The organism is Amycolatopsis sp. NPDC004378, assembly GCF_053602455.1.
In genome coordinates, this window is record NZ_JBSGDR010000022.1 from 17,340 (window position 1) to 35,845 (window position 18,506).

17 protein-coding genes are annotated in these 18,506 nt (G+C 69.1%); 13 read left to right on the forward strand and 4 right to left on the reverse strand.

Annotation, left to right across the window (positions count from 1 at the left end; translation table 11 throughout):
- The first annotated feature begins 35 nt into the window (after nucleotides 1–35).
- Together ACWEN0_RS40695 and ACWEN0_RS40700 are read left to right on the forward strand one after the other, a co-directional pair.
- Nucleotides 36–404 carry a methyltransferase gene (locus tag ACWEN0_RS40695; protein ID WP_451985744.1) on the forward strand — a complete coding sequence of 123 codons (369 nt, stop codon included), beginning with the start codon at nucleotides 36–38 and terminating at the stop codon, nucleotides 402–404.
- An 861-nt stretch (nucleotides 405–1,265) separates the two neighbouring features.
- Nucleotides 1,266–1,931, forward strand: a complete 666-nt coding sequence (locus ACWEN0_RS40700) for a TetR family transcriptional regulator (RefSeq protein WP_451985746.1) — start codon at nucleotides 1,266–1,268, stop codon at nucleotides 1,929–1,931.
- 31 nt (nucleotides 1,932–1,962) lie between these two features.
- On the opposite strand, the gene ACWEN0_RS40705 is transcribed toward ACWEN0_RS40700, so the two are convergent.
- Entirely contained in the window at nucleotides 1,963–2,949 is a 987-nt protein-coding gene (locus ACWEN0_RS40705) for a LysR family transcriptional regulator (protein ID WP_451985748.1), read from the reverse strand.
- A gap of 325 nt (nucleotides 2,950–3,274) precedes the next feature.
- On the opposite strand from ACWEN0_RS40705, the gene ACWEN0_RS40710 reads away from it, so the two are divergent.
- From ACWEN0_RS40710 to ACWEN0_RS40725, 4 genes are all read left to right on the forward strand, one after another.
- A complete protein-coding gene (locus tag ACWEN0_RS40710; RefSeq protein WP_451985750.1) occupies nucleotides 3,275–4,171 on the forward strand; it encodes an MBL fold metallo-hydrolase in 897 nt (298 codons plus the stop codon).
- A complete protein-coding gene (locus ACWEN0_RS40715) occupies nucleotides 4,165–5,244 on the forward strand; it encodes an amidohydrolase family protein (RefSeq protein ID WP_451985752.1) in 1,080 nt (359 codons plus the stop codon). The genes ACWEN0_RS40710 and ACWEN0_RS40715 overlap by 7 nt, the downstream gene beginning before the upstream one ends.
- Entirely contained in the window at nucleotides 5,232–6,203 is a 972-nt protein-coding gene (locus ACWEN0_RS40720) for a fumarylacetoacetate hydrolase family protein (protein ID WP_451985754.1), read from the forward strand. Before ACWEN0_RS40715 ends, ACWEN0_RS40720 begins: the two co-directional genes overlap by 13 nt.
- 104 nt (nucleotides 6,204–6,307) lie before the next feature.
- Entirely contained in the window at nucleotides 6,308–7,783 is a 1,476-nt protein-coding gene (locus ACWEN0_RS40725; protein WP_451985756.1) for an aldehyde dehydrogenase family protein, read from the forward strand.
- A gap of 97 nt (nucleotides 7,784–7,880) precedes the next feature.
- Here the strand turns inward: ACWEN0_RS40725 and ACWEN0_RS40730 are convergent, their stop codons facing one another.
- Both ACWEN0_RS40730 and ACWEN0_RS40735 read right to left on the reverse strand, forming a co-directional pair.
- On the reverse strand, nucleotides 7,881–8,936 hold the full coding sequence (locus tag ACWEN0_RS40730) for an alpha/beta fold hydrolase (RefSeq protein ID WP_451985758.1): 1,056 nt from the start codon (nucleotides 8,934–8,936) through the stop codon (nucleotides 7,881–7,883).
- Nucleotides 8,937–8,947: 11 nt separating this feature from the next.
- Complete coding sequence (locus ACWEN0_RS40735) at nucleotides 8,948–10,207, reverse strand: esterase/lipase family protein (protein ID WP_451985760.1); 1,260 nt, start codon at nucleotides 10,205–10,207, stop codon at nucleotides 8,948–8,950.
- 514 nt (nucleotides 10,208–10,721) lie between these two features.
- Here ACWEN0_RS40735 and ACWEN0_RS40740 point away from each other — a divergent pair.
- From ACWEN0_RS40740 to ACWEN0_RS40750, 3 genes are all read left to right on the forward strand, one after another.
- On the forward strand, nucleotides 10,722–11,456 hold the full coding sequence (locus ACWEN0_RS40740) for a dienelactone hydrolase family protein (protein ID WP_451985762.1): 735 nt from the start codon (nucleotides 10,722–10,724) through the stop codon (nucleotides 11,454–11,456).
- Nucleotides 11,457–11,524: 68 nt separating this feature from the next.
- Nucleotides 11,525–12,313 carry an IclR family transcriptional regulator gene (locus tag ACWEN0_RS40745; RefSeq protein ID WP_451985764.1) on the forward strand — a complete coding sequence of 263 codons (789 nt, stop codon included), beginning with the start codon at nucleotides 11,525–11,527 and terminating at the stop codon, nucleotides 12,311–12,313.
- Between the two features lie 109 nt (nucleotides 12,314–12,422).
- On the forward strand, nucleotides 12,423–13,304 hold the full coding sequence (locus ACWEN0_RS40750; RefSeq protein WP_451985766.1) for a fumarylacetoacetate hydrolase family protein: 882 nt from the start codon (nucleotides 12,423–12,425) through the stop codon (nucleotides 13,302–13,304).
- On the opposite strand, the gene ACWEN0_RS40755 is transcribed toward ACWEN0_RS40750, so the two are convergent.
- Nucleotides 13,291–14,469, reverse strand: a complete 1,179-nt coding sequence (locus tag ACWEN0_RS40755; RefSeq protein ID WP_451985768.1) for a hypothetical protein — start codon at nucleotides 14,467–14,469, stop codon at nucleotides 13,291–13,293. The two genes, ACWEN0_RS40750 and ACWEN0_RS40755, sit on opposite strands and share 14 nt — an antisense overlap.
- Before the next feature lie 254 nt (nucleotides 14,470–14,723).
- Between ACWEN0_RS40755 and ACWEN0_RS40760 the strand changes: the two genes are divergently transcribed.
- The 4 genes from ACWEN0_RS40760 (at nucleotide 14,724) to ACWEN0_RS40775 (ending at nucleotide 18,506) form a co-directional block, all read left to right on the forward strand.
- Entirely contained in the window at nucleotides 14,724–15,647 is a 924-nt protein-coding gene (locus ACWEN0_RS40760; protein ID WP_451985770.1) for a dihydrodipicolinate synthase family protein, read from the forward strand.
- Complete coding sequence (locus ACWEN0_RS40765) at nucleotides 15,644–16,651, forward strand: LacI family DNA-binding transcriptional regulator (RefSeq protein WP_451985772.1); 1,008 nt, start codon at nucleotides 15,644–15,646, stop codon at nucleotides 16,649–16,651. The genes ACWEN0_RS40760 and ACWEN0_RS40765 overlap by 4 nt, the downstream gene beginning before the upstream one ends.
- 84 nt (nucleotides 16,652–16,735) lie before the next feature.
- Nucleotides 16,736–18,052 (forward strand): MFS transporter, encoded by a 1,317-nt coding sequence (locus ACWEN0_RS40770; RefSeq protein ID WP_451985774.1) that lies wholly within the window; start codon nucleotides 16,736–16,738, stop codon nucleotides 18,050–18,052.
- Nucleotides 18,045–18,506 (forward strand): MaoC family dehydratase, encoded by a 462-nt coding sequence (locus ACWEN0_RS40775; RefSeq protein ID WP_451985776.1) that lies wholly within the window; start codon nucleotides 18,045–18,047, stop codon nucleotides 18,504–18,506. Before ACWEN0_RS40770 ends, ACWEN0_RS40775 begins: the two co-directional genes overlap by 8 nt.

The window sequence follows — 18,506 nt, forward strand, 5'->3', positions numbered from 1 at the left end:
CGGCCGGTCGCCTGGGATCCGGACGCCGAGAATCGGTGTTCTCCGCCGACGACCAGGAGAACGTGGACGTCTTCTGGAAGGCGATGCACACGATCTCCGCTTTCACGGACCAGGAGTTGGGTCGGACACTCGATCTGACCCCGCGTCACCGCCTGCTGGATCTCGGCGGCGGCTCCGGCACCTACGGCATTGAACTGTGCCGCATCTACCCGGACCTGTCGGTGACCAGCTACGATCTGCCGCACGTGTCCACGATGGCTGCCGGGAACATCGAAGAAGCCGGTATGTCAGATCGTGTTTCCGTCCTTGCCGGCGACTTCTTCGCTGACGCTTACCTAGCGACGCGCACGACGTCATACTCCCGTCATCAATACTGCACGACTGGGACGAAACGGCCAATGTAGGCATACTGAATAAATGCACAACCCTTGCGGAGCAGATCAGAAGATTGCCGAATTTGCCGTCCACAATCTCAAATCCTGGCGCGACCGGACGACAGCCTCGCCACACTCCGATGGCTGGGCGTCATCGTCGGCCGGCGGTTCAGGTAGGCGCCCGGAGCGGCTCGCGCTGCTGGTGAGACCTGGCGTCACGGCACTCCCGCGCGGCGCGTCGGCGCGCAGCTGCCGCGCCGCGGCGACTGACGCGCCCGGTGTCCACATTTGTCGAGCTCGGCCGAATGCCCATCCGCGATCGCGGAGCAGAGCAGAAGTAGCACGACAGCGGCTTACGGCGGTTCTACCCGCCTTTCGCGGCTCTTACCCCCGCCGCCTGACCCAACCGGGCTGGAAACAGCACCAGCGGGCGCGGCTGAACGCCTGCGTGACGCGAGCGCACTTGGTGACTCTGCGGACGTGCGGCCGTAGAAGGCGAACCGCAAGCCACTGCAGTGGTCGGGACGGGCAGTAGTGGTTGTCGGCTTCTTGCTTTTCATCCACTGCGCCAGCAGGCCGGCCGTGCCGGCGGGTGGTGCGGTCACGTAACGCGGGGGCGGGTGCGGTGGGATCACGTTGGACGGATGTCGCGGCCGTTGGGTCATGACGGCGCGCTCTGAGCGGTTTATCCGATCGGCGCAGTCAGCGCGTCATCTAGCCCGCGGCGCTCCCGACACACGCCTTTTCCGCAGCTCCGGAGGTGAGGGTGGGTCGTCGTCTCGCAGGCTCGGCGCCAGCTCGGAGCGAGGTCCAACGTCTCCTCCTGCTCCGAACGAGTGAACTTGAAGTTTCAATTTATGACCCGATGCCCCCGTGAAAACTCCAACGCTCATGTTGGAAGTTCGGTCACCGTACGCCCTGAACGCCGGATCGGCAACACTGGTGTTGGAGTATGGTTGCGCCATGGCCTGGGACGTCGAGGGTACGAAGCGGAGGATCCAGGAAGCTGCGCTCGCCGAGTTTTCGCGGTTCGGTGCGGCCGGGACGACGATCGACAGGATCGCCAAGCGCGCCGGGGTGAACCGGGAACGGGTCTACAAGTACTACGGCGACAAGGCGGCGCTGTTTTCGAACGTGGTCCGGGACGAACTCGACAAGCTCGCCGCAGACGTGCCTCTGCGCCAGGTGACGGGCCCGGACGACCTGGCGGACTTCGCCGGACTCTCGTTCGACTACTTGCGGGAACACCCGGAAGTTGCCCGGCTCGTCCTGTGGGAGGGCCTCGCCGATTCGGGCGCTGTCCAGGACGAAGCCGAACGAACCGGGCTGTACGTGGGCAAGGCGCGTGCGGTGGCCGAGGCCCAGCGGTCGGGGCTGATCGACTCGTCGATCGACCCCGCTCACCTCGTCTTCCTGCTCATCGCGCTGGCCGTCCAGTGGTGGGCGACGCCGCAGATGGCTCGCATGCTCGCGACCGGGCAGGACGACGACACGCCGGCTCGGCGCCGGGAGGCCGTCGTGCAGGCGGCACGGCGTATCGCGGCCGTCGGCAGGTGATGTGCGGTGGGTCGAGCACCACAGCCCCGGCCTACTTACCGTTGCGGGGTGGCTCCTCCGTGGCGGGGGCGAGTTCGAAGCCCGGGACGTCGGCGGCGACCAGCGCGGCAGCGGACCTCGTCAACGACCTGAACCACCGGTGGGCGTGGTCGTGGGTGTGGCGCGGGTGCCACCAGAACGCCAGCGTGAGTGCGTCGAAAGCCATCGGAAGCGGCAACGAGCGCAGGCCCGAGGTCAGTTCGGCGCGCAACGCGAGGGATTTGTGGACGACCGCGACGCGATCGGTGCCGCGGACGAAGGACGGCACGGCGGAGAACGTCCCGACCGTGACCTCGACGCGCGGGTCGAGCCCGGCCAGTACCAGCTGGCGCATGATCGTGGAGGGGACGAGCGCCGCGGTCGCCGTGGACCGGTCGGCGTAGAGCACCCACGGGAGTGCCGCGAGCGTGTCCCGGTCGAGGACCGTTCCGACCCGGTCGTTGCGCGCGTCGACCAGCGCCCGCCATTCGGTGGTCAGCAGATCCACGTGCGGTGCCTCCGGCATGGCTCCGTGCGGCAGCAGGATGCCGTCGAGGGTGCGCAGGGTTTCCAGGGGATCGTCGAGGTCGGCGATGCGCAGCTGGTCGAACCGGGCCGATGACGCCGGCGCGGCCACGCTGAGGAGCCGGCTGACGGCCGGGCCGACGGCCTCGAGCCAGAAATCACTCGTCAGGATGACGAACTGGCGACGGGTGCGTGCCGGGTCGAACCCCGCGCGGCCGAGGAAGACCCGCTCGCTGCTGGTGACCGCGTCGGTGACGAGGGGTTGCAGGGACGCGGCCAGCGGGGTGAGCACGTACCTGCTTCCCTGACGCGCCAGCAGCTCGTCACCGAAGTGCCGGCGGAGCCTGGCCAGCGCGGACGACACCGTCGGCTGGCTCAACCCGAGCTGCTGGGCCGCCCCGGAGACGCTGCGCTGGGCGAGCAGTGCGTCCAGGTGCACGAGCAGGTTCAGGTTGAGGTGCTTCAGCTCCTTCACGGGTGGCCCGCCGTCGTGGGTTCGTTCACAGCGCCATGACTACACACCCGGCCCTGCGACAGCAAGCGGGCCCGGGATAGAGCGGGTCGATACCGCCCATCGGCAGATCGCGCTTCCCCGGTCCGCTCCGTGTGGCGCATGGTGTTCCAGGTCCCGATCGCGACTGTCCACATCCGACCCGGTTTCCCTCGATGAAGCGAGAAACGCATGTCGTCTCCTCCTGCCGATCGCCGTACTTCCCCGCTCGTTCCGGCTCGTTGGCGAGCGGTCCGACCGGCCGTGACACCCGAGAAGAACTCGTTCGAGAACAGGGAGGTTCTCCTCGATGGAGAAAGGTGAAGGGCGCCCCCGGCCGCTCGGGCAGCTGACGCCGAACGTGTACGTGGAAACCGGGACTCGCGGATGCGACCCCGGCTTCGTCGTGACGTCGGACGGGGTGGTCGTCATCGACACCCCTCAGCTGCCGACGCACGCGCTCGCGATGCGCCAGCAGGCGGAAGGCCACGGTCCCATCCGCTACGTCGTCAACACCGAGCACCACGTCGACCACATCTTCGGCAACTACTTCTTCGCCGGTGCCGGTCTGGTGGTCCACCACCAAGAGGTGTTCGACAACTTCATGACCGTCTACGACCTGGATCCGTTCGCCTTCGCGGTCAACGCCGCCGAGGACGACGATCCCGAGGGGGCGAAGCTGATTCCCGAACGCGGCGAGTACTACGACGACCCCAACAAGGGCGACATCGTGTTCACGGGTGACCTGACGCTCAGGCTGGGCGAACACACCTTCGAGCTGCTGCACACCCCCGGGCACACGCCGGGCCAGATCGCCGTGCACGTTCCCCGGGAGCGCACGGTTTTCACCGGTGACACCATCTTCTCCGGGTGCCAGACCTGGCTGATGACGTCCGACGTCGACCAGTGGCTGCGCTCGCTCGACCGGATCGCCCAGCTCGACGTCGACCACGTCGTGCCCGGCCACGGTGCGATCACCACCCTCGACGCCGTTCGGGAGCAGCGGGCCGTGCTGCTGGGCTGGCAGAGCGCCGTCGCGGACGCCGTGGCCAAGGGGTGGTCCCGCGAAGAAACGGTTCAGCGCGTCAACTTCGCCGAAGCGTGCCGGACCGACGTCGGCCTGGATCACCTGATGGACTACATCCAGTCGGCGAACGCGGGGGCGCTGTACGACAACCTCATCGGCTCGGAGCGCGAAGCATGCTGACGGCCGACGTTTTCCCGCTGGTGGTGGACATCCACGCCCACGCCCACGCGCCGGTCGATGAACTGGTGGCCGGTCGGCACGAGCATGTCGCGGAGCAGCGCGCCCAGCTCGCGGTCTTCGGGCCGGACTCCGTCGCGGTCAACCACCGTCTGTTCCGGGACGAGTGGTACCCGGCGCTCACCGAACTGGACGTCCGCCTGAGTGCGATGGACCGGGCGGGCGTGGACATGCAGGCCGTCAGCGTCGCACCCACGCAGTACCACTCGTGGGCGGAGGAGGTCCTCGCCGACGAACTGACGTACCTGGTGAACGAGCACCTGGCCGACCTGGCGGCGAAGTCGCCCGGCCGGCTGACCGCCATGGCGCACGTCGCTTTCCAGCACCCCGACCGGGCGGCCGTTCAGCTGCGTGACGCGGTGGAGCGGTACGGGATGAGATCCGTGCAGATCCCGACCCGCTCCGGTGAGCGCGAGTTCTCCGACCCCGCCCTGGACGTCTTCTGGGCCACCGCTGAGGAACTCGGGGTGCTCGTCTTCGTGCACCCGTGGGGATGCACTGTGGAGCAACGGCTATCGTCGTACTACCTGGGCAACGTCATCGGTCAGCCACTGGAAACCACGATCGCCCTGTGCCGGCTCGTCTTCGCCGGTGTGCTCGACCGGTTCCCCCGGTTGCGGATCTGCGGAGCGCACGGCGGCGGTTTCCTGCCGGTCTACCTCGGCCGGGCCGAGCACGCCTACGAGGTGCGCCCGGAGAGCCGCTCGATGGCCAAGCGACCCAGTGAGTACCTGTCCCAGCTCTATGTCGACAGTCTCGTCTACCGGCCGTCGGAGCTGGCGGCGCTGACGCGAGCGATGGGAGCCGACCGGGTCCTGCTGGGAACGGACTACCCGTTCGACATGGCGGTGAGCGACCCGCTCACCCGGCTTGAGCAGACCGGTCTGCCGATGGCCGAGTCGCGGCGCATCGCCGGGCTCAATGCGGCCGCACTGCTCGGTCTCAAGCAGCAAAGGGAGCCGAAAATGCCGGACAAGGCCGAACCCGGAATCACCATCACCGAATGGGAGCAATGAAAGTGAAGTGGGCCACTTACCGCTCACCGGCGGACGACAAGGAACACGCAGCTCTGTTCGAGGGCGGAACACTCCACGGCCTCCGCGGCGACCGGAAGCTGATCGACCTCATCGGGTCTCCCGCGGCCCTGGCGGAAGCCGCCCGCGAAGCCGGAGACGACCCTTTCGAGGTCGTCCCCGCCGGTGTCGCACAGCTGCTGCCACCGATACCGCGCCCACCGTCGGTCCGGGATTTCATGGCGTTCGAGAACCACTACGTCACCTCGATGACCGCGATGGGGCTCCCCACGAACCCGGTCTATTACCAGCAACCGGTTTTCTACTTCCAGAACCCGGCCGCGCTCCGCGGGCCGCACGAGACGGTGCCGATCGCCCCCGGGAGCCGGCAGTTCGACTACGAACTCGAAGTGGCGGCGATCGTCGGTGCCCCCGCCACCAACGTCAGCCCGGCCGAAGCCCCCGCCCACATCGCCGGGTACACGATCTTCTGCGACTGGAGCGCCCGGGACCTCCAGGCGGCGGAGATGACCATGGCGATCGGCCCCGGCAAAGCCAAGGACACGGCCACCAGCCTCGGGCCCTTCCTGGTCACCCCCGACGAAATCGAGGGAAAGCGCAGCGGCGAAGGGTTCGATCTGAAGATGACCGCCTCGGTGAACGGCGTCCTCTACAGCGAAGGGAACTGGGCCGACCAGTTCTGGTCCTTCGCCGACCTGCTCTCCTACGCATCCCGGGGGACGACCCTGCAGACCGGGGACGTCATCGGCTCCGGCACCGTCGGTACCGGTTGCATCCTGGAACTCGCCAAAGTCCACAGTGGAGCGGAGTATCCCTGGCTCGACGCCGGCGACCAGGTCACCTTGAGCGTCGAGAACCTCGGTGAGATCCACGCTTCGATCACTCAAGCGGCTCCGCTTCACCCCCTCACACGACGGCGCAGCCCGCTCACCCAGCAATGACCGCGGTCTCGCAGCCAACTCCAACACTTGCGTTGCAGAACGCCGGTGGTAGGCGTACGTTCAAAACAGAAGCCAACACGACTGTTGGATTTTGAAGGAGCACGATGAATCTCGAAACCCTCTTCACAAGCCGTTGGTCCTCTCCACGCGAGGAAGACCGATTCGTCGTCGAAGACCCCGCCACCGGCCACCACCTCGCCACGGTTCAGGGCGGGGGAGTGGCAGAGGTCGACGCGGCGGTCCGTGCCGCCCACGATGGGTTTCTCGCTTGGAGTCGCCGGCCCGCGGTGGAGCGCGGCCGGTTGCTGGTGGAGGTCGCTCGCCAGATCCGCCTGCACGCCGACGAACTGGCCGAACTGGAATCCCGGGAGAACGGCAAGCCGCGGAGTCAGGCGCGGGCTTTCGACCTCGAATCCTGCATCGCCGTGTTCGAGCTTTTCGGCAGTCTCACGCACGAGATGCCCGGAGCGGTCCGGGATACCGGCTATTCGCTGGACGTCACGACGCTGCAGCCCTTCGGCGTGATCGGCGCGATCATCCCGTTCAACTGGCCCCCGATCCACACCGCCGGGAAGACCGCACCGGCGCTCGCGGCGGGCAACGCCGTCGTGCTGAAGCCCCCGGAGCAGGCACCGCTCACCATCTTGCGGCTGGCCGAGATCATCCAGTCCGTGCTGCCCGACGACGTCGTCCACGTCGTCGCGGGCAAGGGGTCCGTGGGCGCGGCGCTCGCGGGGCACCCGCTGGTCCGGAAGCTGTCGTTCACCGGGGCTCCCACGACTGGTGTCGCGGTCTCGAAGACAGCCGCGGACAACCTCACCCCCACCCTGATGGAACTCGGGGGCAAGAACCCGCTCGTGGTCTTCGAAGACGCCGATCTCGACGACGCCGTGGCCGCTGCCCTCGAAGGCGGGTACTTCAACCAGGGCGAAGCTTGCACGGCAGCCTCGCGGTTGCTGGTGCACCGCTCGGTGCACGACGAGGTGGTCGGACGGCTGAGCCGGGCCGTGGCCGGGCTGCGGGTCGGGCGCGGCCTCGACGAAACCACGCACGTCGGCCCGCTCGTCACGGCGGCCCAGCAGCGACGCGTGCTCGACTACATCGACATCGGCGTCCGGGAAGGTGCCGTCATCGCCGCGCAGGCCCCGTTGCCGGTGGATCCCGAGCTGGCCGAGGGGTTCTACGTCGCGCCGACGCTGTTCACCGCGGTGACCCCGGACATGCGCGTGGCCAAGGAGGAGATCTTCGGCCCCGTCGTGTGCGTCATCCCCTTCGACGACGAGGCCGAGGCCGTGGCCATCGCCAACAACACCGATTTCGGCCTGGTGGCCGGGGTGTTCACCGCGGACAATGCGCGCGCACTGCGGGTCAGCCGCGGTATCGAAGCGGGCATCGTGTTCGTGAACAACTACAACCGCGCGGTCATCGGCACCCCGTTCGGCGGAACGAAGCACAGTGGTTACGGTCGCGAACACGCCGCCGAGACACTGCGCGAGTTCGGCTACAGCAAGACAGTGCGGCTTCCTTCCGGGATGAACCCGGTGCCGCGCTGGGCGGTCGTCGACGAACTGCTCGGCTGAACCGACAGGTAACCTCGCGCCACCTCCGGGCTGCAGCGAGATGGATCTTTGTGCTCAGCCCGCCCCGGGATCTGCCGAGTCCTTCGCCGGTGTCGGATCAGCCTTTGGCCAAACCCTCGAGCAGTGCCGCTGAGAACTCCTTCGGCTTCTCGATGTGCGGGCTGTGCCCGGTGTCTGCGATGACCACCTCGCGGTAGTGGCCGCCCGCCGCGGCGTAGCGGTCGAGGACGGCTCTGGTCTGGGTGACCATCGGCTGCGCGGGGTGGGTGTCCTCGCCCGGCCAGCCGGGCACCGCGCCGAGCCGGCCGAGGTGGGCGAGGTCGAACAGGGAGGCGTCGGACACGATCTGGTCGTCGGCTCCCCGCACCCAGAGGATCGGGGGCTTGGGCTCGATCGCGTCGAGGTCGTCGAGGCGGAAGTTGCCGGGCGCCAGGGTGTTGAGCACGCCACGGGTGCCCGGCGCGACGCCCGGCCACGCGTCGGTCGTGGTGGAGTCGCCGGGGTAGTGGTCGTCGCCGACCCGGGTGGTGAGCATCGACTCGACGAGGTCGTCGAGGCGGGCGGGGTGGAACGGCGGTTTGACGTAGAAGGCCAGCAGCACCTGTCGCGGGGAGAACGGCGACTCGTCCGAGGTGTCGCCGGCCTTGAGCCGGGCGACAAAGTCCGGGTTGGCGCCACCGCCGCCCGAGCCGGCGCCCGCCGCGTCGACCAGCTCGCCGTCCGCGCCCTTGGTGCCGCCGAAGCCGTAGGGCGAGACCGGGTTGACCAGCGTCACGGTGCGCGCGAGCGCGGTGTGCTCGCGCAGCAGCTGCAGGACTACGCCGCCGCCCATGCTCCAGCCGACCAGGTGCGCGGCGTCGATGCCCAGCGCGGCCAGCGTGGCGGCCACGTCGTCGGCGTAGTCGCGCACGCCCCGCGTCGCGTCCACCGGCAACGGGTCGGTGCCGCCGAAGCCGCGCAGGTCCACCGCGATCGGACGGTACCGCGGCGGCAGGTCGAGCATCACCTCCTGCCAGAAGGCGGCGGACGAGACGTTGCCGTGGACGAACACGACCGGTTCGCCGTGCTCGCGGCCTGCCACCTCCAGTACGTGCGCGGTCAGCCGGTCGGTCGGCACCTTCGCCGAGGTGATTCCGTCGAGGAGTGTGGTCACTGCCGTTCCTTTCACGCCAGCCAGCTGGTCACCTGGGACATCGACGCCGACGCCCAGCCCAGCTGCAGGTGGTTCACCGAACCGACCAGCGCGGTCGCGGCGAGGTGGCCGATGCCCGTGCTGTCCAACGCGCTGGCCACGAAGACGATGCCGTCGCTCGGGCCGCGGTTCTCGTTGAACACGCCGACGATGCTCGGCGAGCCGCCGGCCAGCAGGTACACCGAGACGCTGGCCGGGGTGCCGGCGGACTGGATGGTGGAGATCATCGACCCGGCGTCGATCGCGGCCTGGATGCCCGTCCCGTCGGTGTAGAAACCCTGGCCGCCGTAGTAGGTCGTGTACCAGTCCTGCTGCGAGCCGTCCACGCCGAACGCGCTGTCGAAGCGGGCCAGCATCTGCCGCTGCCCGGGGTAGGTGTCCCAGCCGGCAGTGGGGGTGATCGACAGTTCCGGGTGGTAGGTGTACGCGCCGTAGCAGGTCATCCTGGTGTGCGGGCTCGGCGCGTTGATGCCGACGCCGCACTCCGGCCAGATCGACAGGTCGTGCGCGTAGCCGTGCGCGAACGGGTAGTCGTAGCCACCGTTCGGTCCGCCGAGGGTGATCAGCTTGCGCACGTCACCGGCGTAGGACCGTCCCCACGGGGGCTTCACCGAGGAGACGTACATCCGGGTGGACAGCTCGCCCTTGCTCCAGCCGACCAGGTCGACCTGGCTCACGCCCAGCCGTGACTTGATCAGCGCGATCGCGTCGCCGACCTGCTGCGCCTGCTGGCGGTTCTCGCCCTGCTTGTGCGCGAAGCCGATGGCGAACACCCGGTACCCGCGTGAGCTGAGGTACTGCATCAGCCCGGTCGACGGGCAGGTCGCCGAGCCGCATCCGAAGCCGCCGGATTCGTTCGGATTGGCCCAGGCCCGGTCGGGGTTGTCGTTGGCGCCGTGGACCAGCAGCACCGGCGTGGCCTTCGCGCCGGTCGACCAGCCGGGTGCGGAGTAGAGCAGGAACCGCGACGAGGACGGCTGCGGCACCCCGCCGAAGAAGGTCAGCCGCTGCCCGTCCTGGTTGCCCCGTCCGTCCGGCGGGTACTGCTCGTCGGCGAATCCCGGTGTGGTGTCGCGGTAGCGCTCCACCTTGTCCCACCCGTTGGCGACGGTGCCGAACGTCGCCTCCTTGGTCAGGTAGGCGGGATCGGCGGCGGCAACCGGCAAGGCCGGCGCGGCGACCTCCACACCGGCGACGATGGCCGCAACGACCACCAGGCTGAGCAGGCGCACGACGGGCTCCTCACGACATCGGGAGAACTCCGCAACTATCGGCCACCGGACGAGCCGGGGCAATGTGCGCCGGCAACGCCCCGCGCGCCTCGGACATGGTCGCGGGCACCATATCGAGGGGTGCGGTCACGGGTCGCCGAACGTGCTCGATCCAGGGTGCCTCGGTGAGGGGCGGCCGACGCGTCGACGCACACGCAGTGCCCGCTCTGAACACGCAACCGCGGGAGATTTCCCGCAGGGAGGCAGCTCAACTCGGGTTCTCGGACGCAAGCCGCAGAGCTGGACCCGCGGCCCGTTCACGTGGGCGCGGTTCCGGTCCGGTGGGCTACGCTGTGCAGCGATGATCACCGGGACGGCGTTGCGCCACACACGGATTGGCGACCCGGTGCTCTTCTGAGCGCCGAACGGGCCTCCGCGGGCCCGCTGTTCGATCGAGGGTCTCGCGCTGCTGCGAGGGCTCCGCCTCCGTCATGTTGATTCCAAGCTCAGCAGATCAACCACGACAGGAGAAGCCATGCCCATCAAGACTCTGACAATCCCCACGACCGACGGCCAAGCCGACGCCTTCGCCGCCTTCCCCGACCAGAGTGAGCAGCACCCCGGGGTGCTGATGTACGGGGACGCGTTCGGCATCCGGCCCGTGCTGCGGGAGATGGCCCTCGAACTGGCCGGGCACGGCTACTACGTGCTCGTCCCCAACTTCTTCTACCGGCACGGCCCGGCACCGGTGATCGAACTTCCGGCGCACATCGGCGAAGAGATCCGGCCCGCAGTCATCGCCCGGCTGATGCCCCTGATCCAGGCGCACACTGCCGAACGCGTCCGGAGCGACGCCGAGGCCTACTTCAGGTTCCTCACCACCCAGCCCGAGGTCGGCGCCGGGCCGGTCGCGGTGACCGGTTACTGCATCGGTGGCCTCCTGGCGACGCGCACCGCCGCGGCCCACCCCGACCAGGTGGCTGCCGTCGCCGGATTCCACGGCCCGGTGGGCGCCGACGGGCCCGGCAGCTTCTCCAACGTCACCGCCCCAGTCCACTTCGGCCACGCCGCAACCGACATCACGCCCGAGGCGCTCGACGAGTTCAACCAGGGACTGGACGCCGCCGGCGTCGATTACACCTCCGAGATCTACCCCGGCACCGTCCACGGCTTCACCATGGCCGACACCGACGCCTTCAACCCCGCCGCGGTGCGGCGCCACTGGGACCGCCTGCTCGCCCTCCTCGACCGCACCCTGGGCAACGGCTGAGCACCAATCCGCTGTTCGGCCTTTCAGCTATACTGAATGCCATTCAGCAGGGCAGAAAGGGACCGGACGTGGCGGAATCACCGGTGCGCAGCGTGGACAAGGCGCTCGCGGTACTGCAGCTGCTCGGCGAGAAGGGGCCGGACGGCCTGTCCCTTGTGGACATCGCGCAGGCGCTCGGCAGTCCCAAGAGCGGGGCCCACCTCACCCTGTCCGCCCTGCGGCACCGCGGTTTCGTCACGCAGGACCGGGAAAGCGGCCGGTACCGGCTCGGTGGCGAGGCGTTGCGGGTCGCGGCGTCCTATGAGGAGAAGCTGAGCTTCCGCACCAGCCTGCTGCCCTTGATCAGGCGGTTGTCCGAGGAGATCCGGCAGGTGTGCCACGTCGGCATCCTGGACGGCGCGGACATCATCTACCTGGAGAAGGTCGACGCCGACCGGTCGGTGACGGTGGGCTCGAAGATCGGCGGCCGCAACCCGGCGGCGAGCACCGCGCTCGGCCGCGCGGTGCTCGCCTGTCACGAGTGGGACAACGGGGCGTTGCGCGCCCAGCTGGGGGGCACGAAGGCCGGGCCGCTGCCCGGGCTCGGCTGGACCCACCTGCAGGACGCGCTGGCGCAGGCGCGGGCTCGCGGCTACGCGCTCGACCTCGAAGAGAACGAGCCCGGGATCGCCTGCGTCGCGGTTTCGGTGCTGCTCAACGGAGTTCCGTGCTGCGCGATCTCGGTCTCCACGCTCGCCGGCGAGACCGGTCCCGACACCCTCGCGGGCTACGTGGAGCGGTTGCACGCGCTCGCGGCGCAGTACCTCGTGCCGCCGCTCCAGCTCCCGCCGCGCCCGGTGGGTGCCCGGCCCCGCTGACTCGCGCCCCGCGTTGACGGGCTGCTCGTGGGCCCGTAGTGTCTGACTGATACTGAACGGCGTTCAGTATCGCTGAACTCCGAAGTTGCTGAGGCATAAGGGGAAAAGCGTGACCCATCTTGTTCGATTCGCCGGGCCCGAGCGGCCGGCGGACATCCGCGTCGGGGTGCTGGACGACGAAGGTGAGCACCTGCGCGCCCTTCCCGTGGGCAGCATGGGCGAGCTCCTTGGCCGTCCGCTGACGGAAATCCGGGAGCTGGTCGCCGCGGCCGCCGCCGCACCGGCCGTGCCCGCGTCCGGTGCGCGGCTGCTGCCGCCCCTCGACGGGCGAATGGAAGTGTGGGCGGCCGGCGTGACCTACCGCCGGTCGGAGGAGGCCCGCCGCGAGGAAAGCGCAGACGCGGACATCTATGCCCGCGTCTACCACGCCCCGCGGCCCGAGCTGTTCTTCAAGTCCGCGGCCTGGCGGGTGGTCACCGAAGGCCAGCCGATCGTCATCCGGGCCGACTCGCCCAACAACGTGCCGGAGCCCGAACTCGGCCTGCTGCTGACGAGCCGCGGTGAGATCGCGGGCTACCTGGTGGTCGACGACGTCAGCTCGCGCAGCATCGAGGGCGAGAACCCGCTGTACCTGCCGCAGGCGAAGATCTACCAGGGCTCCTGCGCGGTGTCGGCCGGCGTGCGGCCGGCCTGGGAGATCGACGACCCGCTGAAGCTGGACCTGCGCATGCGGATCCTGCGCGACGGGCGGGAGGTGTTCAGCGGGCACGCGAACACCGCCGAGATGAACCGCAAGCCGGCCGAGCTGGTCGAGTACCTCTTGCGGGACAACGTCCACCCGGACGGGGCGGTGCTCTCCACCGGCACCTCGATCGTGCCCGAACTCGATCTCGGCCTGGCCGAAGGCGACGTGGTCGAGATCGAGATCGGGCAGGTGGGCACCCTGCGCACCCCGGTGGTCCGAGGCGCGGGCAAGCTCAGCCGGGAGTGATCGTCCGCTCCGGGACGAGGTCGGCGACCCCGCGCACCAGCGCCAGCGCGGCGAGGTAGTAGTAGTCGCCGTACGGCAGGGGTCCGTCCATCCCGAGCCGGTGGGGCGCCGAATAGCAGGCGTGGGCGAGCACGCCGACCTCGTCCTGGAAAAGCGCGTCGCGCCGTAGCGCCCGCAAGATGCGGGTCAGCCGTTCTTCCGCTCCCACCAGACGAGCCAGGTCCGGGTCCTGCCGCAGCGTGAGCGCGAGGCCGTAGCAGACGATCGCGGCGGCCGACGAGTCCTGGATGCCGGTGTCGACCACCAGGTCGTACGGGGTCAGCGCGTCGATGTCGTGGCTCCCGCAGTAGTAGCCGAGCAGCCGCGCCGCGATCCGGCCGTACTCCGCCGAGCCGGTTTCGCAGGCCATGGTGAGGTAGCCGGCGATTCCCCACGCCTGACCGCGGGCCCAGCAGGAGTCGTCGGCCGCGCCCTGGAACGTGCCCTGCCAGAACGCCTCGCCGTCGTCGCCGATCCGCGCCAGGTGGTAGGTGGAGCCGTCCGGGCGCAGCAGGCTCCGGGCGGTCCGGTCGGCGTGCGCGCGAGCGATCTCGGCCCATTCCGGTGCCCCGGTGTGGTGGTGCGCCCACCACAGCAGCGGCAGGTTCATCATCGTGTCGATCGTGCTGGTGGGCCGGGACCGGTCCTCGCCGACCGCGCCGAACGCCTGCAGGTGACCGGAACCGGGGACCCGTCGCTCCGCCAGGACCTCGGCGGCCCGCAACGCCGAGGACGCCGCCGCCGGATCGCCGAACAGCCGGGCGACCAGCGCCGCGCTCGGCCAGAAGATGAACCCGATGTCGTGCGTGCCGTGGTCGTCCACCCGGCAGTCCAGCTTGGCCGCCAGCGTCCGGGCCCGCTCGACGAGGCCGTCGTCGGCGCAGCCGAGCTGGGCGAGGTGCAGCATCGCCCCCGCCCAGAACCCGGTCGTCCAGTTGCCGTGGTCGTAGTCCGCGCCGACCCACCGGCTGGCCTCGTCGATGGGGCGGTAGACCCAGCGGCCGTGCTCGGCGTAGTGCGCGGCCCGGTCGGCGCCACCGCCGAGCACCGCGCCGGTCACCCGCCTGCCCATTTCTTCGATTTCTTCCGTGGTCGGCAGGAAATCGCCGGTGCTGTGACTGTCCATGACTCTCCTGTGGCTGAAGCGAGGTCGACGACGCGACGGATGTCGCTTTCCGGGAAAAGGGCGACCGTAGACAGAGTCGTTCAGCAATACTGAACGCAATTCGGTCGTGATGATCGAAGGCTAGGCAACCGCCACGGCCGAGTCAACCCGGTCAGCGGCCGCCGAGCGAAGGTCGAACTTCCTCTTGACAACGTCGGTGTTCGTCAGGGTATGGTCCACGCAATCCATTGCGCAACCGATTGCGGAGAGAGTCAGTGGACCTCAACGGAGTAATTCCGGCCAACATCCTCCCCCTCGACGACGACCTCTCGATCGACGTCGAGGCCTACCGCAGGCACCTGCGGCACCTGTCCGACGTCGACGGCGTCGTGGCGATCACCTGCAACGGGCACGCCGCCGAAGTGAGCAGTCTGGATCGGGCGGAACGGCGAAAAGCCGTCGCGCTCGCCGCGGAGACAATCAACGGGAAAGTGCCGCTGATTTCCGGCGTCCACGCGGACAATCACATCCAGGCGATCGAGTACGCCCGGGACGCGAAAGACGAGGGCGCGGACGCGCTGCTCGTCTTCCCGCTGCCGGCGCTGGCGCTGGGCGGCAGTCAGGAGATGGCCTACCGGCACGTCGCCGAGCTTGCCGCCGCGGCCGGCCTGCCGCTCGTGCTGTTCTCCTATCCCGAGTTCACCGGGATGCACTACGACCTGGACACCCTGGCGCGCCTCTGTTCGCTCGATCAGGTCGTCGCGGTGAAGGAGTGGAGCCTCGACCTGCGCAAGCACGAGGAGACCCGCCGCGTGCTGCAGGGGCTGGGACGTCCGGTCTCGCTGCTCACCAGCTTCAGCACGAACCTGCTACCAGCGCTGGCATCGGGCGCGGACGGTATCCTGTCCGGGCACGGTAGCGTGATCGCCGACCTGCAGGTCCGCCTGCTGGCCGCGGTCCGGGCGCACGACCTCGCCGAGGCCGAGCGGCAGTACGCCCGCATCCAGGCGCTCACCAGGGTGGTCTACCGGGCGCCGATGGCGAACATGTACGCCAGGATGAAGGAGCACCTGATCATGCTCGGGCACGAGCTCACCCCCGCGGTGCGTCCGCCGCTGGAACGGGTGAGCGAGGCCGAACGCGGGCAACTGCGGCAGGCGCTCGCCGAGGCCGGGCTGCTGCCCACGGGCGCACGATGACCGGAGCCGCTCGACCGGGCACCGCCAAGGCGGTCGCCGAGCTGGCCGGGGTCTCGGTGACCACCGTTTCCCGGGTACTCAGCGGCCAGGCGTCGGCGATCCCGCAGGAGACGCAGGACCGGGTGTTCGCCGCCGCGCGCCAGCTCCGCTACCGGCCGAACTCCCTGGCGCGGGCCCTGCGCAAGGGTACGACGCAAAGCATCGGCCTGATCGTGCCGGACATCTCCGACGCCTACTTCCACCAGGTGGCCCGCGGGGTCGAGGACGTCGCGCAGGCCGCGGGCTGCGTGGTCATCCTGACCAACACCGATCGCGTGCCCGCCCGCGAGGAAGCCTGCGTGAACCTGCTGCTGGACAAGCGGGTCGACGGCATCGTGTTCGCCGGCGGCGGGATCGACGACGACACCCACCTCGACGGCTTCGACTGGAGCTCGACCAGGGTGGTCACGATCGGACCGCACCAGCTGCCCTTCCCGTCGATCACCGTGGACGACTCCGCCGCCATCTCCGACGCCGTGCACCACCTGGCGGAGATCTCGTGCCGCCGCATCCTGTGCCTCGCCGGGCAGCCCAACTGGCTGGTCACCCAGCGGCGGCTCGCGGGCTACCGGCAGGCGGTCGCGGAACTGGGCCTCGACGCCGACCCGGAGCTCGTCGTGTACGGCGACTTCACCGAGTCGGCCGGCGAAGAGCTCACCGCCAAGGCACTCGCCACCGGTTCGTTCGACGGCGTCATCGCGTTCAACGACTACGCCGCCATCGGCGCGATGCACGCGCTGGCGTCGGCCGGGGTCCGGGTGCCCGACGACGTCGCCGTCATCGGCTGCGACGACATCCCGGTGGCCCGGATGGTGCACCCGGCGCTGACCAGCGTCAGCTTCTCCCAGTACGAATTCGGCCGCAACGCCGCGGAGATGATCCTGGGCTCGGACCCGCTCCCGGCCGGCCAGCGCATCACCTTCCCGCACGAACTCCTGCGGCGGCACAGCACCGCCCGCCGCTGACCGGTCCTTTTCGGACCGTTCCCCTCACCGCCGACCCCCGATCCACACCGACACTGCCCTTCAGTGTGGAAGGAGCACGCCCTCATGTCCTTGCAGACAGCCATGTCCAACCGCCGCTACCGGGTGGCCATCGCGATCTCTTTCGCGTTCTTCGTCGCCTACTTCGACCGGACCAACGTGTCGGTCCTCATCGCCAACAAGGAGTTCACCGACAGCCTCGGCATCACCGGCAACAAATTCGCCCAGGGCCTGCTGATCACCGGGTTCCTGTTCCCCTACGGCCTGTGCAACTTCTTCACCGGATCGCTCGGCGACAAGATCGGCGGCCGGCGCGGGGTGATCTGGTCGATCATCGCCTGGACCGTCCTGATGTGCGCGATGGGACTGGTCTCGAACTTCGTCGTGATGCTCGTCCTGCGCGTCGTGCTCGGCCTCGGCGAGTCCATCATGACCCCGTCCTGCAACATGATCGTCGCCGAATGGTTCCCGGACCGGGAACGCGCCCGGGCGAACTCGGCCTGGCTCGGCGGCCTGTTCCTGGCGCCCGCCGTCTCCTTCCCGGTCATCGTGTGGATCGTCAACGTGTTCGGCTGGCGGGAGAGCTTCTTCGTGCTGGCGGCAGTGGGCCTTTTCGTCGCCCTGCCGATGATGTGGCGCTGGACCGCCAACCGCCCGGAGGAGATGGCCGGGGTGTCCCCGGCGGAACTGCGCCACATCCGGGACGGCCAGGCGAAACCGGCCGACCCCGAGCCGATCCGGGCCAGCCTGCGCCGGCTGGTCTCGAACTACCGGTACTGGATCTGTGTGTTCTCCTACATGGGCTACGGCCTCGGGTTCTGGGGCATCAGCACGTTCGTGCCGTCCTACCTGGAGCACGAACGCCACCTGGGCTTCACCTCGTCCGGCACCTTCGCCGTGATCCCCTGGCTGACCGCCGCCGTGCTGAACCTGGTCGGCGGGATGATCGGCGACCGGATGCCCCGCAGCCGGGTGCTGCTGTGGTCCGGCGGCTACGTCCTCGGCGCGCTGCTGTCCTACCTCGGCGTGGCCACCGGGACGGTCGGCATGTCGGTGGTGTTCATCTCCGCGGCGGTCGGCTTCCTCGGCTTCACGCTGGCGCCGATGTGGTCGGTCATCCAGGAGCTCACCCCGCGCGGCACCACCGGCCTGGGCACCGGCATCGCCAACGGCGTTTCCTACATCGCCTCGGCCTTCGGCCCGGCACTCGTCGGCGCGCTGGTGGACAGCTCCGGCTCCTACAACCTCGGCTTCTTCCTGCTGGCCGGCTTCCTCGTGGTCACCGCACTGGCACTGGCGCCGTTGTGGCGCGGGCACGTCAAGCGCGGCGACCTGGCAGGAGTCCCTTCCACCGCACCGAAAACGGAGGCTCACCATGACTGACGGCACCGCTACCAAACTGGTTCCCATCTCGGCCGAACTCGCCGAAGGCGCCTTCGCGATCGGCCGCACGACCACCTTCACCAAGACCGTCGGCGAGAGCGACATCTACCTCTTCGCCGGTGTTTCCGGCGATCTCGGCCCGAACCACGTGGACGAGGAGTACATGAGCAAGACCCGGTACGGGCACCGGATCGCGCACGGCGTGCTCATCGTCTCCTACATGTCGACCTGTTCGACGAAGCTCATCGAGGAAGCGGGCAACGAACCCGCCGTGTCCTACGGCTACGACCGGGTCCGGTTCGTCAAGCCCGTGTTCATCGGCGACACCGTGACGGTGACCTACACCGTCGCCGAACGCGACGACGAACGCGGTGAGATCCGGTCCCAGGTGACCGCGAAGAACCAGCACGGCGACGTCGTCGCGGTCGCCACCCACATCCTGCGGAGGGTCTGA

Coding starts and splice junctions, on each gene's coding strand:
- ACWEN0_RS40720 (WP_451985754.1), top strand. CDS start 5,232: ATGGGAGCAATGAAAGTGAAGTGGGCCACTTACCGCTCACCGGCGGAC.
- ACWEN0_RS40740 (WP_451985762.1), top strand. CDS start 10,722: ATGCCCATCAAGACTCTGACAATCCCCACGACCGACGGCCAAGCCGAC.
- ACWEN0_RS40755 (WP_451985768.1), bottom strand. CDS start 14,469: ATGGACAGTCACAGCACCGGCGATTTCCTGCCGACCACGGAAGAAATC.
- ACWEN0_RS40725 (WP_451985756.1), top strand. CDS start 6,308: ATGAATCTCGAAACCCTCTTCACAAGCCGTTGGTCCTCTCCACGCGAG.
- ACWEN0_RS40715 (WP_451985752.1), top strand. CDS start 4,165: ATGCTGACGGCCGACGTTTTCCCGCTGGTGGTGGACATCCACGCCCAC.
- ACWEN0_RS40770 (WP_451985774.1), top strand. CDS start 16,736: ATGTCCTTGCAGACAGCCATGTCCAACCGCCGCTACCGGGTGGCCATC.
- ACWEN0_RS40710 (WP_451985750.1), top strand. CDS start 3,275: ATGGAGAAAGGTGAAGGGCGCCCCCGGCCGCTCGGGCAGCTGACGCCG.
- ACWEN0_RS40775 (WP_451985776.1), top strand. CDS start 18,045: ATGACTGACGGCACCGCTACCAAACTGGTTCCCATCTCGGCCGAACTC.
- ACWEN0_RS40700 (WP_451985746.1), top strand. CDS start 1,266: ATGTTGGAAGTTCGGTCACCGTACGCCCTGAACGCCGGATCGGCAACA.
- ACWEN0_RS40765 (WP_451985772.1), top strand. CDS start 15,644: ATGACCGGAGCCGCTCGACCGGGCACCGCCAAGGCGGTCGCCGAGCTG.